Annotated in this window: 17 protein-coding genes; 7 read left to right on the top strand and 10 right to left on the bottom strand. The window is 73.0% G+C overall.

Annotated elements, in window-relative coordinates:
- Positions 1-37: 37 nt before the first annotated feature.
- Both rpsT and CXR44_RS03990 read right to left on the bottom strand, forming a co-directional pair.
- A complete protein-coding gene (rpsT, locus tag CXR44_RS03995) occupies positions 38-307 on the bottom strand; it encodes a 30S ribosomal protein S20 (protein WP_101783420.1) in 270 nt (89 codons plus the stop codon).
- A gap of 130 nt (positions 308-437) precedes the next feature.
- The gene (locus CXR44_RS03990) at positions 438-1,427 is read right to left on the bottom strand and encodes a glycoside hydrolase family 18 protein (RefSeq protein WP_101783419.1); all 990 of its coding nucleotides are present in this window, start codon (positions 1,425-1,427) and stop codon (positions 438-440) included.
- A 55-nt stretch (positions 1,428-1,482) separates the two neighbouring features.
- On the opposite strand from CXR44_RS03990, the gene lepA reads away from it, so the two are divergent.
- Entirely contained in the window at positions 1,483-3,315 is a 1,833-nt protein-coding gene (gene lepA, locus CXR44_RS03985; RefSeq protein WP_101783418.1) for a translation elongation factor 4, read from the top strand.
- Between the two features lie 149 nt (positions 3,316-3,464).
- On the opposite strand, the gene CXR44_RS03980 is transcribed toward lepA, so the two are convergent.
- Complete coding sequence (locus CXR44_RS03980; protein WP_245898811.1) at positions 3,465-5,093, bottom strand: DUF6297 family protein; 1,629 nt, start codon at positions 5,091-5,093, stop codon at positions 3,465-3,467.
- A gap of 185 nt (positions 5,094-5,278) precedes the next feature.
- Positions 5,279-5,905 carry a heme ABC exporter ATP-binding protein CcmA gene (gene ccmA / locus CXR44_RS03975; protein ID WP_101783417.1) on the bottom strand — a complete coding sequence of 209 codons (627 nt, stop codon included), beginning with the start codon at positions 5,903-5,905 and terminating at the stop codon, positions 5,279-5,281.
- 142 nt (positions 5,906-6,047) lie between these two features.
- Here ccmA and CXR44_RS03970 point away from each other — a divergent pair, with 142 nt between their 5' ends.
- Positions 6,048-6,368: a hypothetical protein gene (locus CXR44_RS03970; protein WP_144069848.1), complete on the top strand. Its 321-nt coding sequence runs from the start codon at positions 6,048-6,050 to the stop codon at positions 6,366-6,368.
- Between the two features lie 86 nt (positions 6,369-6,454).
- Positions 6,455-7,090 carry an MOSC domain-containing protein gene (locus CXR44_RS03965; protein ID WP_101783415.1) on the top strand — a complete coding sequence of 212 codons (636 nt, stop codon included), beginning with the start codon at positions 6,455-6,457 and terminating at the stop codon, positions 7,088-7,090.
- 52 nt (positions 7,091-7,142) lie between these two features.
- On the opposite strand, the gene CXR44_RS03960 is transcribed toward CXR44_RS03965, so the two are convergent.
- Positions 7,143-8,390: a glycoside hydrolase family 18 protein gene (locus CXR44_RS03960; RefSeq protein ID WP_245898809.1), complete on the bottom strand. Its 1,248-nt coding sequence runs from the start codon at positions 8,388-8,390 to the stop codon at positions 7,143-7,145.
- 103 nt (positions 8,391-8,493) lie between these two features.
- Here CXR44_RS03960 and hemW point away from each other — a divergent pair, with 103 nt between their 5' ends.
- The gene (gene hemW, locus CXR44_RS03955) at positions 8,494-9,714 is read left to right on the top strand and encodes a radical SAM family heme chaperone HemW (RefSeq protein WP_101783413.1); all 1,221 of its coding nucleotides are present in this window, start codon (positions 8,494-8,496) and stop codon (positions 9,712-9,714) included.
- A 154-nt stretch (positions 9,715-9,868) separates the two neighbouring features.
- On the opposite strand, the gene CXR44_RS03950 is transcribed toward hemW, so the two are convergent.
- Genes CXR44_RS03950 through CXR44_RS40600 form a run of 3 tightly spaced genes read right to left on the bottom strand, consistent with a single transcriptional unit; the run spans position 9,869 to position 12,875 of the window.
- Complete coding sequence (locus CXR44_RS03950; RefSeq protein WP_101783412.1) at positions 9,869-10,696, bottom strand: DUF4870 domain-containing protein; 828 nt, start codon at positions 10,694-10,696, stop codon at positions 9,869-9,871.
- Positions 10,693-11,499 (bottom strand): DUF3097 domain-containing protein, encoded by an 807-nt coding sequence (locus CXR44_RS03945; protein ID WP_101783411.1) that lies wholly within the window; start codon positions 11,497-11,499, stop codon positions 10,693-10,695. Before CXR44_RS03945 ends, CXR44_RS03950 begins: the two co-directional genes overlap by 4 nt.
- 17 nt (positions 11,500-11,516) lie before the next feature.
- Positions 11,517-12,875 (bottom strand): hypothetical protein, encoded by a 1,359-nt coding sequence (locus CXR44_RS40600; protein ID WP_245898808.1) that lies wholly within the window; start codon positions 12,873-12,875, stop codon positions 11,517-11,519.
- 252 nt (positions 12,876-13,127) lie between these two features.
- On the opposite strand from CXR44_RS40600, the gene hrcA reads away from it, so the two are divergent.
- From hrcA to CXR44_RS03925, 3 genes are read left to right on the top strand one after another with little or no spacing between them, the layout of a single operon-like run.
- Positions 13,128-14,141 (top strand): heat-inducible transcriptional repressor HrcA, encoded by a 1,014-nt coding sequence (gene hrcA / locus CXR44_RS03935; protein WP_101783410.1) that lies wholly within the window; start codon positions 13,128-13,130, stop codon positions 14,139-14,141.
- Between the two features lie 11 nt (positions 14,142-14,152).
- Positions 14,153-15,295, top strand: coding sequence for a molecular chaperone DnaJ (gene dnaJ / locus CXR44_RS03930; protein WP_101783409.1), 1,143 nt, complete (start codon positions 14,153-14,155; stop codon positions 15,293-15,295).
- A gap of 10 nt (positions 15,296-15,305) precedes the next feature.
- The gene (locus CXR44_RS03925; protein WP_101783408.1) at positions 15,306-16,031 is read left to right on the top strand and encodes a 16S rRNA (uracil(1498)-N(3))-methyltransferase; all 726 of its coding nucleotides are present in this window, start codon (positions 15,306-15,308) and stop codon (positions 16,029-16,031) included.
- A gap of 114 nt (positions 16,032-16,145) precedes the next feature.
- Here the strand turns inward: CXR44_RS03925 and CXR44_RS03920 are convergent, their stop codons facing one another.
- Both CXR44_RS03920 and CXR44_RS03915 read right to left on the bottom strand, forming a co-directional pair.
- Positions 16,146-16,799: a hypothetical protein gene (locus CXR44_RS03920; RefSeq protein WP_101783407.1), complete on the bottom strand. Its 654-nt coding sequence runs from the start codon at positions 16,797-16,799 to the stop codon at positions 16,146-16,148.
- Positions 16,796-17,275 carry a SigE family RNA polymerase sigma factor gene (locus CXR44_RS03915; protein WP_101783532.1) on the bottom strand — a complete coding sequence of 160 codons (480 nt, stop codon included), beginning with the start codon at positions 17,273-17,275 and terminating at the stop codon, positions 16,796-16,798. Before CXR44_RS03915 ends, CXR44_RS03920 begins: the two co-directional genes overlap by 4 nt.
- Positions 17,276-17,369: the final 94 nt, after the last annotated feature.

Below are 17,369 nucleotides of genomic sequence, written 5' to 3'. Positions count from 1 at the left end.
TGCGGCGCTCAGGTCGAACCAGGCGGGACGCCGTGACCTACTTGGCGGCCAGCTCGGCGGCCTGCTTGGCGATCGCCGACTTGCGGTTGGCGGCCTGGTTCTTGTGGATGACGCCCTTGCTGACGGCCTTGTCGAGCTGGCGCGCCGCGACGCGCTGGAGCGCCACGGCCTGCTCGACGTCGCCCTGCTCGGCGGCCTCACGGAACTTGCGAACGGCCGTCTTCAGGGACGACTTGACCGCCTTGTTGCGCAGGCGAGCCTTCTCGTTCTGCTTGTTGCGCTTGATCTGGGACTTGATGTTCGCCACGAAGAAGCCTCGGTGAAAGTCTTGGTGATGGATGGGGCGCGCGGGCTCGAGAGAGGGCGCGCCACACGCAGTTGAACAGATTACCAATAACCCAGGTGGCTGCTCAAATCAACGACCCGGGGGAGCTCCGTCAGATGAGCCAGTGGGTAGCGTACTCCCTCCAGTCCTCCTCCGTGGCCGCGAAGTCCACGTACATCGCCAGGCCGAACCTCTCCCGCCGCCCGTGCTCCGACAGGGCGAGCTTGACGGCCCGCGCCGTGACGGCCACGCTCTCGGCCTGATCGCCCCGGGGGAGGCCGTGGTCGTGGTAGGCGGGGGCGCCGACGAACAGCTGCCTGTCCCGGGGCACCAGGTCGAGGGCCAGGACCGCCTGCCGGACGACGTGCCCGCCGTACAGCGACTCCAGCGGCATGCCGGAGTCGTAGGCCATCACCGCGACCTGGTCGACGCGCTCGGCCACGCTTCTGAAGTAGGCCCGCGACCAGTACTTGTCGTGGTCGAGCACCGCGCGGGTGGCCGGCCGCATCAGGGGGTACGGCTCGATCTGCGGTGTCGAGGTGGACAGCAGCCGGGTCAGCGGCCGGGTGCGGTCGAGCAGGTCGAGAAACTCCTCGTCACCGCTGCCGAGAGGCTCGAAGTTGTAGTGGACGCCGTCGAAGCCCGTCTTCATGATCTCGCGGACGCCGTCGAGCACGTTCGCCCGGGAGCGGGCGTCGTCGAGGTCGAGGGTGCCGTCCACCTTCTGGCCGAGCCAGGCGGAGACGCGGACGCCCGGCAGGTGCCGGCGCACCCAGGCGACGAGATCTCGGGCGTTGGGGTACTTGGCGGGATCCAGCCGGCCATCGGCCTCGAACGGTCCCGCGTGCACGTACAGGTCCCTGATCCCGGTCGTGCGCAACCGGACCGCCAGCGCCGCCACGTCCGCCTCCGCGCGGCGCCCGTCCACCCACATGTGCCCCATCCAGAGGGCGTCGTGGCCCGTGCTCTTCGCCCAGCCCGCGGGCGCGCCGGTAAACTGAACGCGGAACGCGCCGGCCACCAGGCCGACCAGCGCTACCACGACGACCAAGGCAAGCGCGACCAGGCGCAGGCCGCGGCGGACGACGGTTCGGGAGATCACCCGGGCATGTCACCATGAAAGACGCTTGACCTCAACCCTGTCGAAACGGACTTCGGTGCGCACTCAGCCTGGCCAGACCGACCCCGCGTTGATCCGCAACTTCTGCATCATCGCGCACATCGACCATGGCAAGTCGACCCTTGCCGACCGGATGCTGCAGATCACCGGCGTGGTCGACGACCGCTCCATGCGCGCCCAGTATCTCGACCGGATGGACATCGAGCGCGAGCGCGGCATCACGATCAAGTCCCAGGCCGTCCGCCTCCCGTGGGACGGCCACGTGCTCAACATGATCGACACGCCGGGCCACGTCGACTTCACCTACGAGGTGTCGCGGTCGCTACAGGCGTGCGAGGGCGCGATCCTGCTGGTCGACGCCGCGCAGGGCATCGAGGCGCAGACGCTGGCCAACCTCTACCTGGCCATGAACGCCGACCTGCACATCATCCCGGTGCTCAACAAGATCGACCTGCCCGCCGCGCAGCCGGAGAAGTTCGCCGAGGAACTGGCCGGCCTCATCGGCTGCGACCCGTCCGACGTGCTGCGCGTCTCCGGCAAGACCGGCGCGGGCGTGCGCGAGCTGCTCGACCACGTCGTCGCCTCCGTGCCGGCGCCCGTCGGTCAGGCCGACTCCGCCGCCCGTGCGCTGATCTTCGACTCGGTGTACGACACCTACCGCGGCGTCGTCACGTACGTCCGCGTCTTCGACGGTCACCTGGGGCGGCGCGAGCGCATCCTCATGATGTCCACCGGCGCGACCCACGAGACGCTGGAGATCGGCGTCATCTCGCCCGAGCCCAAGCCGTCCGACCTCGGGCTCGGCGTCGGCGAGGTCGGCTACCTGATCACCGGCGTGAAGGACGTGCGGCAGTCGCGGGTCGGCGACACCGTCACCTCGGCGGCCAGGTCGGCCGGCGAGATGCTGGCGGGCTACGAGCACCCCAAGCCCATGGTGTTCTCCGGCCTGTATCCCATCGACGGCGACGAGTACCCGGAGCTGCGTGAGGCGCTGGACAAGCTGCAGCTCAACGACGCCGCGCTCGTCTACGAGCCCGAGACCTCGGCCGCGCTCGGCTTCGGCTTCCGCGTGGGCTTCCTCGGCCTGCTGCACATGGAGATCGTCCGCGAGCGGCTGGAGCGGGAGTTCGGCCTGTCGCTGATCTCCACCGCGCCCAACGTCGTCTACCGCGTCGTCATGGAGGACGGCAACGAACTGACCGTCACCAACCCGTCGGAGTTCCCGTCGGGGGGCAAGATCGCCCAGGTCTTCGAGCCGGTCACCAAGTCGACGATCCTGGCCCCCGCCGAGTTCATCGGCGCGATCATGGAGATCTGCCAGGGCCGGCGCGGCCAGCTCCAGGGCATGGACTACCTGTCGGAGGACCGCGTCGAGATCCGCTACACGCTGCCGCTCGGCGAGATCATCTTCGACTTCTTCGACCAGCTCAAGTCGCGCACCCGCGGCTACGCCTCGCTCGACTACGAGCCCGCCGGCGAGGCCGAGGCCGACCTGGTCAAGGTCGACATCCTGCTCCAGGGCGAGCCGGTCGACGCCTTCAGCGCGATCGTGCACAAGGAGAAGGCGTACGCCTACGGGGTCGACATGGCCAAGAAACTGCGCGAGCTGATCCCGAGGCAGCAGTTCGAGGTGCCGATCCAGGCCGCCATCGGCGCCCGCGTCATCGCCCGCGAGAACATCCGCGCCATCCGCAAGGACGTCCTCGCCAAGTGCTACGGCGGCGACATCTCCCGTAAGCGCAAGCTGCTGGAGAAGCAGAAGGAAGGCAAGAAGCGGATGAAGATGGTGGGCCGGGTCGAGGTGCCCCAGGAGGCGTTCGTCGCCGCCCTGTCCACCGACTCCGGCGCCGGCGACAAGTCCAAGAAGTAGGGGCTCCCGGCCGGGGCCTGCGCGCCGCTGACCGGTGCGCAGGCCGGGCCACCGTGATCGGCGGCAGGCACCTGGCTGCCGTGGATCCGGGCGTGTGCGCCTGGCTGTCCGTGGGCTCGGCTGTGCGGACCCCGGCCGCCGCGGACTCGTTACGTGCCGTTCGCTGATCCGGCGCGCAGCGTGGAGGCCGCGAGGACCGCGAGACCCGTGATCGTCTGGGCCGCCAGCAGGACCCCGATACCGTCCGTGCCGACGGCGAAGGCGGCCAAGGCCGGCAGACAGCCGAGGACGGCGAGGTCCACGCCGGTCAGCGCCCAGAAGAGCGGACCCGTGGGGACGGCGCCGCCCGGGGTGTCGATGACCGGCATGGAGTGGTCGACCGGGCGGCGGCGCGCCATCCGCAGTGCTCCGGCCGCCACGGCAGGCGCCATCGCCGGACCGAACAGCCACCAGGCCCCGTCCAGGTACGTCCCGGAGCCCGTCGCGGGCGCCGTGGGCAGCGCGCCCGCGAGCGTCAGGCCGGCCAGCGCCGCGGCCGCCCACGCGCCGCTGAGCAGGGCGGGCAGCAGGGCGCGCGCCGCCAGCGCCGGGCGCCGGCCCACCCCGGCGAGGCGGGACAGGGCGGGATTGTCGCCGTCGCGGCGCGCGCCGGCCGTGTGGGCCACCGCGACGGCCAGCGCCCCCGCCAGCACGCTCGCGACCACGACCAGGGGCGGGCCCCCCGCAGCGCCTACCGGACCGCCCAGCGCCTGCACGAGCACGGCGGGCATGACCGCAGTGGCCGGCAGGGCGACCAGACGACCGGGGCGGCGGACCGCCCGCCGCCAGTCGTGCCAGGCCAGCGCGAACGGCGCGGGAAGTGGCGGCCACGGCCGGGACCGCAGCCGCCTGGAGCGCCAGTGGTTGTCCTCGGCCGCCCAGGTCAGCGCCGACGGGTCCAGCACCGTCGCCGCCCTGGTCACGTGACCCACCCGGAGCGAGGCGGCGAGCACGGCACGGGCCGGCATGCGGCCGAGCGCCGACCATGCCTGCCGTACCAGGAGGGCCGCCCCCAGCGCCGCACCGCCGGTCACGGCCGCCACCCACGTCAGGGGCGCGCCCCCCAGAGCGGCCAAGGGGACCTCGGCCGCTGTCGCCGGCCAGGTCAGCGGCACGGCGACCGGCTCGAAGGCCGCCCGCCACCGGCCGCCCACGGCGGCGACGGTGAGCAGCACGGCCACCGCCAGCAGCGCAGTCGTCACGGCGGTCAGCCAGCCGTTCCAGGACGGCGTCACCTGCCCGAGCACCGCCAGCGCCACCCCGCCGGTCGTCGCCGAGACCCCGAGCACGACGGCGCCCAGCAGTCGCCAGACGAGCTGGTCGGGCGCGCCCAGCGCGGCCAGCGCCGCCAGCCCGAGCACCGCTCCCACCACGACCGCGGTCACCAGCAGCACCCGCGCCGTCCGGGCCAGCACGCCCCGCCGGTCCAGCGGCGAGAGCACCAGCCAGGCGGCGTCCGCGGCCGGCAGCGCCACCGGTCCGGCGAGCCTGGCCACGGCGACGAAACCCGCGTAGGCGACGGCGACGAGCGCCAGCCCCGCCGCCGCCCTCGCGGGCTCCACCCGCCCGGCCAGACCGGCCAGCGCGGCGGAGAGCGGATTGCCCAGGACGGCAGCGGTCATCAGGACGCCGAACACGGCCACGTACCGGTCGAGCGCACCGGCCGGGCGAGCGCGGCGCGACCGGACGAACGCCCGGACCGACGAGGGTGTCGCGGTGGATCTGCCTGGGATGTTCACGGGGACCTCGTCGAGGGTTCAGGGTCGAGGTTCGGCTGTCCGGCTCGTCGGGGAGCTCAGAGGGTCGGGTCGGGGTTCGGCTCGTCGGGGAGCTCAGGGGGTTCGGGGGGCAGGAGGTCGTGGCTGTGCTCAGGCTGAGGGCCTGGGGCTGCGGTGGTCGCCCCGGGGGTCCCAGGGCTCGCTGGTCAGGAGGTCAGCTGGCCCGTGGGGGACATCCGGCAGCCGCGGCCGGCCAGCTCGGGGTCGTGCGTGGCCATGACCACCGTGCCGCCCTCCGCGGCGTACTCCTCGACGAGGACGCCGAGCCGCGTGCGGAAAGCGGCGTCCAGCCCGCGCTCCGGCTCGTCGAGCAGCAGCACGCGGCTCGGCCGGATCAGCGTCGCGGCCAGGTGGAGGCGCTGGCGCTGCCCCGTGGACAGGTTCAGCGGAGAGGCGTCGGCGCGTCCGTCCAGGCCGAACAGCTCCAGCGCCTCGTCGGCCGTCATCCGGGACTCGCCGTGCACCGCCGCCATGAGCTCCAGATGCTCGCGACCGGTCAGGCCCGGATACCACGCGGGCTCGTCCCCCATCAGTGCCACCTGCCGCCAGAACGCCGCCTCGTCGACCGGCTCGGCGCCCAGAACCGTGACGTGGCCGCTGGTGACGGGCTGCAGCCCGGCGAGGCAGCGCAGCAGGGTGGACTTGCCCGAGCCGTTGGGCCCCACGAGGGCGACGACCTCGCCCCGCGACGCGGTCAGGGACACTCCCGCGAGAACAGGATTGCCGCCGAGCTCCACGCTCACTTCATGGGCGACGATGATCGCTTCCGACATGCCCCGAGCCTAGCCGCGGGACGTGTGGCGCGGCGCGGTTCCGCGCCGCCGGGCGCGGTGGACGCGGACCGAGCCTCGCGTTTTTGTCGGTGCCGTCGCCTACCTTTGAGGAAATCGAACACCCGTGCGACTGGAGGGCGTCGTGATTGCTGCTGAGAGGTTCGAGCGGGCGGCCGTGCTGGGAGTCGCGATGGCCGAGGAGCTGCGCCGGCTGTTGCGGCGGCACGCGGTGCGCGCCGGAGGCGCCGAAGGGGCGGGGAGCGGCGTGGTCCTGGTCGACGTGCCCTACCCCGACGCGGCCGTGGTCGTCGCCGTCCTCGACGTGGCGGCGGAGTGTTTCGGCGAACGCGGCGAGACCGTGGAGGAGACCCGGCAGGCCGCTCTGGAGACGCTCTTACAACTGGCGGGCTTCGACGCGGAGTCGCAGCTGCAGGTCTCGTCGGGCTCTCCCGCCCGCTCGTGAGACCGTGACCCCGCCCAGCACGCCGGTCCCCGGCCGGGCGACATGACGGATGGCTGCCGGGGGCGGGCTCGGTTACCGTCGGCCCTATGCGGGTCATCTCGGTGAATGTCGGGAAGTCGGTTGAGGCGCCGTGGGCGGGCAGGTCGGGGCACACGGCCATCGAGAAGAAGGCGGTGCCGCATCGGGTGGAGGTGGGGGCCGACGGGCTGGCCGGTGACGAGCGGGCCGACAGGGTCCACCACGGCGACCCGAGCCACGCGGTGTACGCCTATGCCAGGGAGGACTACGACTGGTGGGAGACGGAGCTCGGGCGCGGGCTGCGTGACGGCAGGTTCGGCGAAAACCTCACCACCGCAGGGCTGGACGTCACCGGCGCGATGCTGGGGGAGCGGTGGCGGGTCGGCACGGCCCTGCTGGAGGTGACCGGGCCACGGGTGCCCTGTGTGGTCTTCCGCAACTGGATGGACGAGCCGGGCTGGCTCAGGCGGTTCACGGAGGCGGGGCGGACCGGGGCGTACCTGCGGGTGGTGGAGCCGGGAGAGCTCGGCGTCGGCGACGAGGTGCGGGTCGAGCGGCGGCCCGGCGCAGGCGTGACGGTGGCCGAGTCGTTCCGGGCCTTCCACGGTGACAGGGACGCGCTGCGCCGCATCCTCGCCCTGCCCGGCCACGCCGACGTGTGGGACGCGGTGGCGGCCCGGGTGCTGACCGACGCATCGTCCTGAGCGCCACCGGGCCGGGCGGTCCGCTGCCGTGAGGGTCGGCGCCCGCGGCCCGTCACCTCAAGACCTTGTACAGGGCCGAGGTGAGGGAGGCGCGGTCGTCGTCCTGGTCGATGGACCACATCATCGCGCCGCCCAGCCCCTTGAGGCGGATGTAGGCGGCCTTCTGCAGCAGCGTCGCCGGGTCGTCGTACGACCAGAACTCGTTGCCGTCGTACAGCCACAGCGATCCCGTCCGCAGGTCGCGGTATCGCTTCCCCGGCCTGGCCACCAGGTCCTTGTAGTCCTCGGTGCCCGCGGCCCACCTGCCGGGGGCGGGGCCGGTGGCGGGCAGATGGAGGCCGTCGCCGCCGCCGGTCACACCGGTCCACCCCTGGCCGTAGGCGGGGACGCCGATCACGAGCTTGTGCCGGGGCGCGCCGCGGGACAGGTAGTCGCGCACGGTCCGGTCGACGCTGTAGCGCTCGGGGTTCGGGTCGCGGCGGTCGGTGAAGAGGTTGGCGTGGTGGCCGGTCCGGGTCTCCCAGCTGCCGCGCAGGTCGTATCCCTGCACGGTGGCGAAGTCGAGCTGCTCGAACACGCGGCGCACCTCGAAACCAGCGTCGATCTTGCCGGTGGCGGCGGGCAGGAAGGCGGTGAGCTGGGCGGAGGCGGAGAAGTCGCGGAGCTGGGAGCGGAGTTCGCGGACGAACAGCGTGAAGTTGCGCTTGTCCTCGGGCCGGATGACGTTGCCTTCGGCGCCTGACGATCCGGGCCACTCCCAGTCGAGGTCGATGCCGTCGAAGATCCCGGCGGCCGCGCCCGGCTCCAGCCCGGGCAGGTCGCCGCGCATCCACAGGTCGACGCACGAACGGGCCAGCCTGGCCCGTGACTCGGTGGTCAGCACGGCGTCGGAGAAGTACCTGGAGCCGGTCCAGCCGCCCAGCGAGATCAGCACCTTGAGGTGGGAGTGCCTGGCCTTGAGCTTGCGGAGCTGGTTGAGATTGCCGTTGAGGGCCTGGCCGGGCTCGTCGGCCACCCCGTCGACGCTCTGCTCGGCGGGCACCGGTCGTTGCCAGTCGGCCCACGGGTCGGCCGAGTAGCACGTCCCTTCGGCGCCGACGAAACCGAAGGCGTAGTTGACGTGGGTGAGCCTGGCGGCCGCGCCGCTGGTGTCCATGTCCTTGACGTGGAAGTCCCGCCCGTAGACGCCCCACTGGATGAAGTACGCGACCCGCTTGAAGGCGCCGGTGGACGCCTCGGCCGGCACCGTCACCGCCGTGAGGCCGAGGAGGAGCGAGAGTGCGATGAGGGTTCTCTTCACGGGCCTCTCCCGGGCGTCAACCATTAGGAAACTTTCCTATTAGATGCCCGGATCGTAGGCCCGGGGGACCAGGCAGTCAATGGCGGCGGGCAGACTGTAAGACGTGCCATCCACCCTGCCCGACGGCGACGCCGCCCCCGCCTCCGGCGAGCTGCCCGACAGCGCGCTACGCGGCGTCGGCGAGCGGCCGTTCGGCTTCTACGTGCACGTGCCGTTCTGCGTGACGCGCTGCGGCTACTGCGACTTCAACACCTACACGGCCGCCGAGCTCGGCCCCGGAGCCTCCCACCGCGACTACGCCGACACGGCCATCGCGGAGGTGCGGCTGGCGCGGCGCGTCCTGGGCGACGCCGAGCTGCCTGTCGAGACGGTGTTCTTCGGCGGCGGCACCCCCACCCTGCTGCCGCCGGGCGACCTGGCCCGGATCCTGGCCGCCATCGACGCGGAGTTCGGGCTGCGGCCGGGCGCCGAGGTGACCACCGAGGCCAACCCGGAGTCCGTCGACCCCGCCTCGCTCGCCCGGCTGCGCGAGGGCGGTTTCACCAGGGTCAGCTTCGGCATGCAGAGCGCGCGCGAGCACGTGCTGAAGGTCCTCGACCGCCACCACACCCCGGGCCGGGCCGCGCAGGCCGTCCGGGAGGCGAGGGCGGCCGGCTTCGAGCACGTCAACCTCGACCTCATCTACAGCACGCCCGGCGAGTCCGACGACGACTGGCGGGCGTCGCTGGCGGCCGCGATCGAGGCCGAGCCCGACCACGTCTCGGCGTACTCGCTCATCGTGGAGGAGGGCACGCGGCTGGCCGCGCGGATCAGGCGCGGCGAGCTGCCGATGCCCGACGACGACGTGGCCGCCGACCGCTACCTGATCGCCGACGCGATGCTGGCGGAGGCGGGGTTCGGCTGGTACGAGGTGTCCAACTGGGCCACCTCCGACGACGCCCGGTGCCGCCACAACCTGCTCTACTGGACCGGCGGCGACTGGTGGGCCGTCGGCCCCGGCGCGCACAGCCACGTCGGCGGCACCCGCTGGTGGAACGTCAAGCATCCCGCGGCCTACGCCCAGCGGCTGGCCGCCGGCGCCTCGCCCGTGCACGCGCGCGAGGTGCTGGCAGACGAGGACCGCGAGACCGAACGGCTGATGCTGGAGCTCCGGCTTTCCTCCGGCTATCCGCTCGGTGAGGTGGCCCCCCGTGCGCGCACGGCCGTGGCGGCGGCGCTCGGCGGCGGGCTGCTGGAGCCCGAGCCGTTCAAGGCCGGCCGGATGGTGCTCACGCTCAAGGGACGGCTGCTGGCCGACGCGCTGGTGCGCGACCTCGTCAGCTGACCGGACGGAGTCGCGCCCTACGGGCTCGCCGGTGGATCGGACGGCTTCGTGGCCCCACGGGCTCGCCGGCTGACCGGACAGCCTCGCGGACCCACGAGTTCGCCGGATGAGCGGACAGTCTCCGTGACTGCCGGGCTCGTGGTGGGACGGGACGTCAGGTGATCAGGCGGATGGAGATCGGGTAACGGTAGTTCTCGCCGCGGTTGGCGGCGATGGCGGCCTGGATGTGGAAGATCAACGAGACGATCCAGATGACCGGCAGCAGGAAGAGGCCGATGATGATGATCGACAGCAGTCCGGCGACCACGTAGCCGACGAACATCGTGATCTGGAAGTTGAGCGCCTCGGCCGCCTGGTCGCGGACATACGGGGCCTCGTCCTTCTTCATCAGGTAGATGACCAGCGGGCCGACCCAGGAGACGAGCAGGCCCAGCAGGTGGGACAGCATGGCCATCGTCGTGTCGTCACTGCCCGGGCGCGGGCCGTACGCGCCGGGGACGTGCGGCCGCTGCTGCGGGACGCCGTAGCCGTAACCCTGGCCACCCGGCTGCTGGTAGCCCTGGGCCGGGGGCTGGTAGCCCTGGCCAGGGGGCTGCTGGTAACCCGGCGCGGGCGGCGGGTAGCCGGCGGGCGGGGTGTGCGGCTGCCCGTACGCGTAGCCCGGCTGGGCGGCCGGACCGGGTTGAGCGCCGGAGCCGGCGTGCGGCCCCGCGCCGGGCTCCGGCGGCGGCCCGGCCGGGCGGGCGCCGGAGCCGGGACGGGCGTCGTCCGGGCCTGAGTCGTGCTCGAAGGCAGGACGCGACCCGCCTTCGAGGGCAGGATGCGGCCCGCCTTCGGGGGCAGGGTGCGACTCGCCTTCGAGGGCAGGATGCGGCCCGCCTTCGGGGGCAGGGTGCGGCCCGCTCTGGCCGGGAACGTCGGAACGGGCGACGCGCCGGGTGGCGTCGTCGTCCGGCTGGGGAGTGGGCGGGTCCTGGCTCATGCTTCCTCCGTGACGAAGTCGATCAGTTCTTCGACCCGGCCAAGAAGCTCGGGCTCCAGGTCGGCGAAGGTGGAGACGGCGCCGAGGATGCGCCGCCACGCCTCCGCCGGCTCCAGCCGCCAGCCCAGCGCCGCGATCACACCCTCCTTCCACGGTATCCCGCGCGGCACGTCCGGCCAGGCCGGGATGCGCAACGAGGAGGGCTTGACCGCCTGCCAGATGTCGACGAACGGGTGCCCCACCACCAGCACGTCGGGCGAGGCCACCTGGGCGGCGATGCGGCTCTCCTTGGAACCGGGCACGAGGTGGTCGACCAGCACGCCCAGCCTGCGTCCCGGCCCGGGGCCGAACTCCGCCACGATCGCCGGCAGGTCGTCGACCCCCTCCAGGTACTCGACCACCACGCCTTCGACCCGCAGGTCGTGACCCCAGATCTTCTCCACCAGCGCGGCGTCGTGCACGCCCTCCACGTAGATGCGGCTCTCCCGGGCGACCTTGGCCCGCACCCCCTCCACGGCGATCGAACCCGACGCGCTCCGCCTCGGCCCGCGCGGCCCCGGCGCGGGCCGTACCAGCGTCACGACCTTGCCCTCCAGCAGGAACGCGGCCGGCGCCAGCGGGAACAGCCTCCGCCTGCCGAACCGGTCCTCCAGAGTGACGGCCTCCTTGTCGCAGGCCACCACGGCGCCGCAGAAGCCGCTCTCGGCGTCCTCCACGACCAGGTCCGGCTCGGCGGGCACCTTCGGGATCGTGCCCTTGCCGGGTCGCCGCCAGTTGCCCGCGAGAACATCACCCTCGTACACACGGGGACCGTAGCAAATCACCCGCCCATCGCGAGGCGCTTGCGGCTGCCGCTGCGCCGTACGAGGACGACGACGGTGACGACGATCCCGATCAGCAGACCCGCGCCCGGGACGAGCAGCAACGCCGCCACCCCGCCCGCCAGGCCGCCGGCCGCGGCGGCGAGGTCGCGGCCGACCCCGAAGCGCGCGTCGGCCGCCTCCTGCGTCGCGCAGGTGAGCCGGTAGTCGCCCGCGGCGGGCGCGTTGACCAGGAGGATGAGCTGCCAGCGGGTGGAGCCCTGGGTGACGGTCTGGTTCGTGGCCGTGTTGACGAGCCTGGCCTGCCCGGGACCGCCGGAGATCATGCACTGGTAGTGCACGCGGGTGGGGCTGTCGATGTAGACGGCGGGCCGGTCGGCCGGGTCGAGGGCGACGGTGACGCTCTCGCCCGCCGCGAACGTCCTGCTCGGCGCGACCTCGCCCACCGTGCCCAGCACGCCCGTCATGAACAGGGCGACGCCCGCGACCACGCACACCACGGCGACCGCCCAGCCGGCGCCGATCCACCACAGCGGCGGCTTGACCAACTTGGGGTCGGGCCGGGCGCCGAGCGGGGCCGCGCCGCCGTACCCCGGCTGCCCGGCCCCGTACCCCGGTTGCCCGGCGCCGTACTCCGGCTGCCCGTAGGCATGACCGCCGACAGGGGCCGCCTGTTCGTACGCGGGCCCGCCCTGCGGCGGCGCCTGCCCGTACGCGGGGTCGGGCGCGTGGCCGTACAGGGGCGCGCCCTGGGGCGGCGCCTGGCCGTAGGGCGGCTGGTAACCGTACGCCGGGCCGCCGGGAGCCTGCTGCCCGTAGCCGGGTGCGCCGGGAGGCTGTTGTCCGTAGCCCGGCGCGCTCGGTGGCTGCTGCCCGTAGCCGGGCGCGCTGGGGGGTTGTTGCGCGTAACCGGGTGTGCTCGGCGGTTGGTGTCCGTAGCCGGGTGCGGCGGGCGGCGGTGCGTAGCCGCCGAAGGCGCCGGGCGGGCCGTGGAGCGGGGCGCTGTGCGGCTGCTGTCCGTACGGGGGCGGGGTCGCCTGGCCGTACGGCGGGCCGCCGGGCGGTGCGAAGCCGGGAGAAGGCTGTGCCCCGGCGCCCGGGACGGGGCCGTGCGAGGCGGCCGGTTCCGGGCCGGACGACGACTCGGACGGTGCGCCCGGTTGCGGGCCGGACGGCGACGCGATCGACGGACCGGACGGCGCATCCCGATGCGGCCCGGACGAACCGGCGGCGGGCGGCTCCGCGGGCGGCTGGGAGAGGGTGTCGGAGGAGCCGCCGTCCGCCTCCGGCGCGTCGCCGGAGGCGGGAGACGGCTCCGACCTCGGCGGGGCTCCGGGCCCCGGGTCGGAGGGAGGCACCGACCCGGGGGAGGAGGCTCCAGAGGACGAGGGGGCCTGACCGGGTCGCGGACCGGGCCCGGGCTGCGGGCCGCTCGGCTGGGACGGAGAATCGTCGGTCATAGCGGCCAGTCTGGGGCCTGGAGGTTCGGGCACGCCAGGCACCCCGGTGGTCGGCTGTTATCGCACCTTCCAGGCAACGGCCGTACACTTGGCACTCGGGAACACAGAGTGCTAGAGCGTTCCCGCAAGGCACAGGCAGGAGGTGAGCACGTGCTCGACGATCGTAAACTGGCGGTGCTCCGCGCCATTGTCGAAGACTACGTGTCCACCAACGAACCGGTGGGCTCCAAGGCGCTGGCCGAGCGCCACAACCTCAAGGTCTCCCCGGCCACGGTGCGCAACGACATGGCCGCGCTGGAGGAGGAGGGCTACATCACCCAGCCGCACACCAGTGCCGGCCGCGTGCCGACGGACAAGGGCTATCGCCTGTTCGTCGACAGGTTGTCGCAGGTGAAGCCGCTGTCCGCGGCGGAGCGCCGGGCGATCGAGACGTTCCTCGCCGGCGCGGTCGACCTCGACGACGTGGTCATGCGCACCGTGCGGCTGCTCGCGCAGCTGACCAGGCAGGTCGCCGTCGTGCAGTACCCGACGCTGACCCGCTCGACGGTCCGGCACGTCGAGCTGGTGCCGCTCAGCGAGCGGCGCGTCATGCTCGTCCTGATCACCAACACCGGCCGGGTCGAGCAGCGGGTGATCGAGCTTCCCGAGGTGGTGGAGGACCACCGCATCGCCCACCTGCGCGCCGTGCTCAACTCGTGCCTCGACGGGTGCGGTCTCAGCACCGTGCCCGAGCTGATCGCCGACCTGCCCGAGCGGCTCCCGGCCGAGGACCGGCCCGCGGTGGCGACGATCCTGTCGGTCCTGCTGGAGACACTCGTCGAACGGCACGACGAGAAGATCGTCTTCGCCGGGGCCGCCAACCTGGCCGGCGCCGACTTCGCCACGGGCCTGCGTGACGTGCTCGAGGCGCTGGAGGAGCACGTCGTCCTCATGCGGCTGCTCGGCGAGACATCCTCAGACACCCCGTCCGCGCTCACCGTGCGCATCGGCTCCGAAAACCCCTACCTTCGCGGCACGTCCGTCGTCGCCACCGGATACGGTTCTGGCGACAACCAACTGGCCCGGCTCGGCGTGCTGGGTCCCACGAGGATGGACTACCCCGTGACGATGGGCGCCGTGCGCGCGGTGGCACGCTACGTCAGCCAGATCCTGGCTGCATCATAAGAGGTCGATAAGTGGCAAACAGCGACTACTACGCCACCCTCGGGGTGCGCCGTGACGCCAGTCAGGACGAGATCAAGAAGGCGTACCGGAGACTGGCCCGGGAGCTGCACCCCGATGTGAACCCCGACCCTGAGACCCAGGAGCGGTTCAAGGAGATCACGCAGGCCTACGAGGTCCTGTCCGATCCCAACAAGCGCCAGATGTACGACCTGGGCGCGGACCCGTTCGGCGGCGGTGCGGGCGCGGGCGCGGGCGCCGGCGGTTTCGGCGCCGGGTTCCCGTTCAGCGACATCATGGACGCCTTCTTCGGCACGGCGGGCGGCGCGCGCGGGCCGCGCTCGCGGGCCCGCCGGGGGCGCAACGCCACGATCCGGGTCGAGCTCGACCTGCGGGAGACCGCGTTCGGCACCACCCGCGAGCTGGTCGTCGACACGGCGGTGCTGTGCGAGGTGTGCCAGGGCGCCGGAGCCGCGCCCGGCACCCACCCCGACACCTGCGACATGTGCAACGGGCGCGGTGAGATCTCCCAGGTGACACGGTCGTTCCTGGGTCAGGTCATGACCTCGCGGCCGTGCCCGCAGTGCGGCGGCTTCGGCTCGATCATCCGCCACCCGTGCCAGGAGTGCTCCGGCGACGGCCGGGTGCGCACCCGCCGGACCATCAAGGTCCGCATCCCCGCGGGCGTCGAGGACGGCACCCACATCCAGCTCGCGGGCGAGGGCGAGATCGGCCCCGGCGGCGGCCCGCCCGGAGACCTGTTCCTGGAGATCGTCGAACGCCCCCACGAGATCTTCGAGCGGCGCGGCGACGACCTGCACTGCACGGTGCAGATCCCGATGACGGCCGCCGCGCTCGGCACCGTGCTGACCGTGGAGACCCTCGACGGCGCGGAGGAGATCGACGTCCGGCCGGGCACCCAGTCGGGGCAGGTCATCACCATGTACGGCAGGGGCGTCCAGCGGCTCAACGAGACGGGCCGCGGCGACCTGCTCATCCACGTCAACGTGGAGACCCCGATGCGGCTCGACCCGGCGCAGGAGGAGCTGCTGCGCGAGCTGGCCAGGCAGCGGGGCGAGGAGCGGCCGCCGGGCAAGTTCGCGCCGGGCCAGCAGGGGTTCTTCTCGCGGCTGCGCGACGCGTTCAACGGCAGATGAGCCTGCTGCCGTGACCGTCCCCGTCTTCCTGTCCGACGTTCTCGACGGGCCCGAGCTGGTGCTCGGCGGCGCCGAGGGGCGGCACGCGGCGGCCGTGCGCCGGCTGCGCGCCGGCGAGCGGGTCGACCTGACCGACGGGGCCGGCGCGGTCGCCGAGTGCGTGGTGGTCGAGGCGCTCAAGGACGCGCTCCGGCTGGAGGTGACGGGCCGCTACGCGGTGGCGGCGCCACAGCCGCGGATCGTGGTCGTCCAGGGGCTGCCGAAGGGCGACCGGGGCGAGCTGGCGGTCGAGATGATGACCGAGGCCGGCGTCGACGTGATCGTTCCCTGGGCGGCCTCGCGCAGCATCACCCAGTGGAAGGGCGAACGGGCGGGCAAGGCGCTCGGCCGGTGGCGCTCCACGGCGCGCGAGGCGGGCAAGCAGGCCCGCAGGTTCCACCTGCCGGAGGTGACGGAGCCGGCGTCCACGGCGCGGGTCGAGTCGCTGCTCGCCGGTGCGGCGCTGGGGCTGGTGCTGCACGAGGAGGCGGCCGAGCCGCTGTCCGGAGTGGGTCTGCCGGCGGGCGGCGACATCGTCGTCGTGGTGGGCCCCGAGGGCGGGGTCTCCGACGAGGAGCTGAGCCGGTTCCGGGCGGCGAAGGCGGTGCCGGTGCTGCTGGGGTCCACGGTGCTGCGCACGTCCACGGCGGGGGTGGCGGCGGCGGCCGTCCTGCTGTCGCGTACCGGCCGCTGGTGAGGCCGGACCGCCGAGGAGTCGCGAGCTGAGCGGACGTCGCGGTGGCCGGGGTGAGCGCGATGGGCGCGACAGGCCGGGGCGCCCACGCGCGTGGCCGTCACGGGCGGCGCGGGCTCACGGGGTCGCGTACGGGGTGCCGTCGACCAGCGGCGTCGAGCCCCCGCTCGGAGTGGGCTCGGGATCGGGTGGCGGGCACTCGTGGGCCGGGCACGTCGCCGTCACCGGGTCCGGCGGGGAGGACGTCGGAGTCGCGGTCGGGGTCGGCGAGGGGGTCGGAGTGGCCGTGGGGCACCCGTCGCGCGGTGTCCTGTCGTCCTTGGCGGCCGTCGGGCACGGGGTGGGGCTCTGCTCGGGCGTCGGCTTGCTGGTCGACTTCGCCGTCTCCGACGGCTGCTGCCTCGGCGGCCGGGTCGACGGGTCGGGCAGGATCACCACCTCGGTCGGCTGACTGCGGACGGGCGGCTCGGGCGAGACGGCCCGGTTGGTCGAGTCGGCGGCCGGGGGAGTGGAGGTGCTCTTGATGTCCTGCACGGTCTCCCGCAGGACCGTGTGGCGCAGTTCGGGGACGACCATCACGACCGTGCCCGCCACCAGCACGGCGCTGGCGGCGGCCGCGCCCGCCCGCCACCAGAACAGGTTGCGCGCGCCGCGCCGCTCGATGCGGGCGCGGATGATCTCCAGTCCTTCCGGCGAGGGCACGACCGTGTCCGCCTCCGCGCGCAGCACACGGCGCAGTACGTCGCCGTACTCGTCGGGGGGCTGGGTCATGACATCTTCTCCAGGACGGATCGCAAGGCGGCCATGCCACGTGCGGTGTGGCTCTTGACCGCGCCCTTGCTGATGCCCATGGCGTGGGCGATCTCAGCCTCGGACAGATCACCGTAGTAACGAAGGACGAGTGCCTCTCTCTGACGTGTCGGCAGGGCCCGCAGCGCCTCGATCACGGCGGAGCGTTCCAGCTCCCCGATCGCGCCGTTCTCGGCGCTCGGGGCGTCGGGCAGACCCTTGGGAGCATACTTCTCGACGACCGCCCGGTGCCGCAGCACCGAACGGGACCGGTTGACGACGGATTGGCGCAGGTAGGCGAGTGCCTTGTCGGGGTCGCGCAGTCTACGCCAGGCACCGTGGATGGCGACGAACGCGTCCTGCACGACCTCCTCGGCGGTGGCTATGTCACGTACCAGCAACACAGCGAGACGCACCAAGGACCGGAAGTGCGCGCTGTAGAGCGCGGTCACGGCCATGTCGGCGTCCCACCCGACCGGCACCGCCCCTAACGACCTGTCGGCCAGCAGGGTTTCGGTGGTCACCTCATGAGGACGCGCGGCCTTCCCGGAG

This window comes from Nonomuraea indica (assembly GCF_002850745.1).
Taxonomy (GTDB): Bacteria; Actinomycetota; Actinomycetes; order Streptosporangiales; family Streptosporangiaceae; genus Nonomuraea; species Nonomuraea indica.
This window is presented reverse-complemented; position numbering and strand designations above follow the sequence as displayed.

Excerpts from the sequence above, each read along its gene's own strand:
- ccmA (WP_101783417.1), bottom strand. The coding sequence starts at position 5,905 with ATGTCGGAAGCGATCATCGTCGCCCATGAAGTGAGCGTGGAGCTCGGC.
- CXR44_RS03950 (WP_101783412.1), bottom strand. The coding sequence starts at position 10,696 with ATGAGCCAGGACCCGCCCACTCCCCAGCCGGACGACGACGCCACCCGG.
- CXR44_RS03920 (WP_101783407.1), bottom strand. The coding sequence starts at position 16,799 with ATGACCCAGCCCCCCGACGAGTACGGCGACGTACTGCGCCGTGTGCTG.
- CXR44_RS03915 (WP_101783532.1), bottom strand. The coding sequence starts at position 17,275 with ATGGCCGTGACCGCGCTCTACAGCGCGCACTTCCGGTCCTTGGTGCGT.
- CXR44_RS03965 (WP_101783415.1), top strand. The coding sequence starts at position 6,455 with ATGCGGGTCATCTCGGTGAATGTCGGGAAGTCGGTTGAGGCGCCGTGG.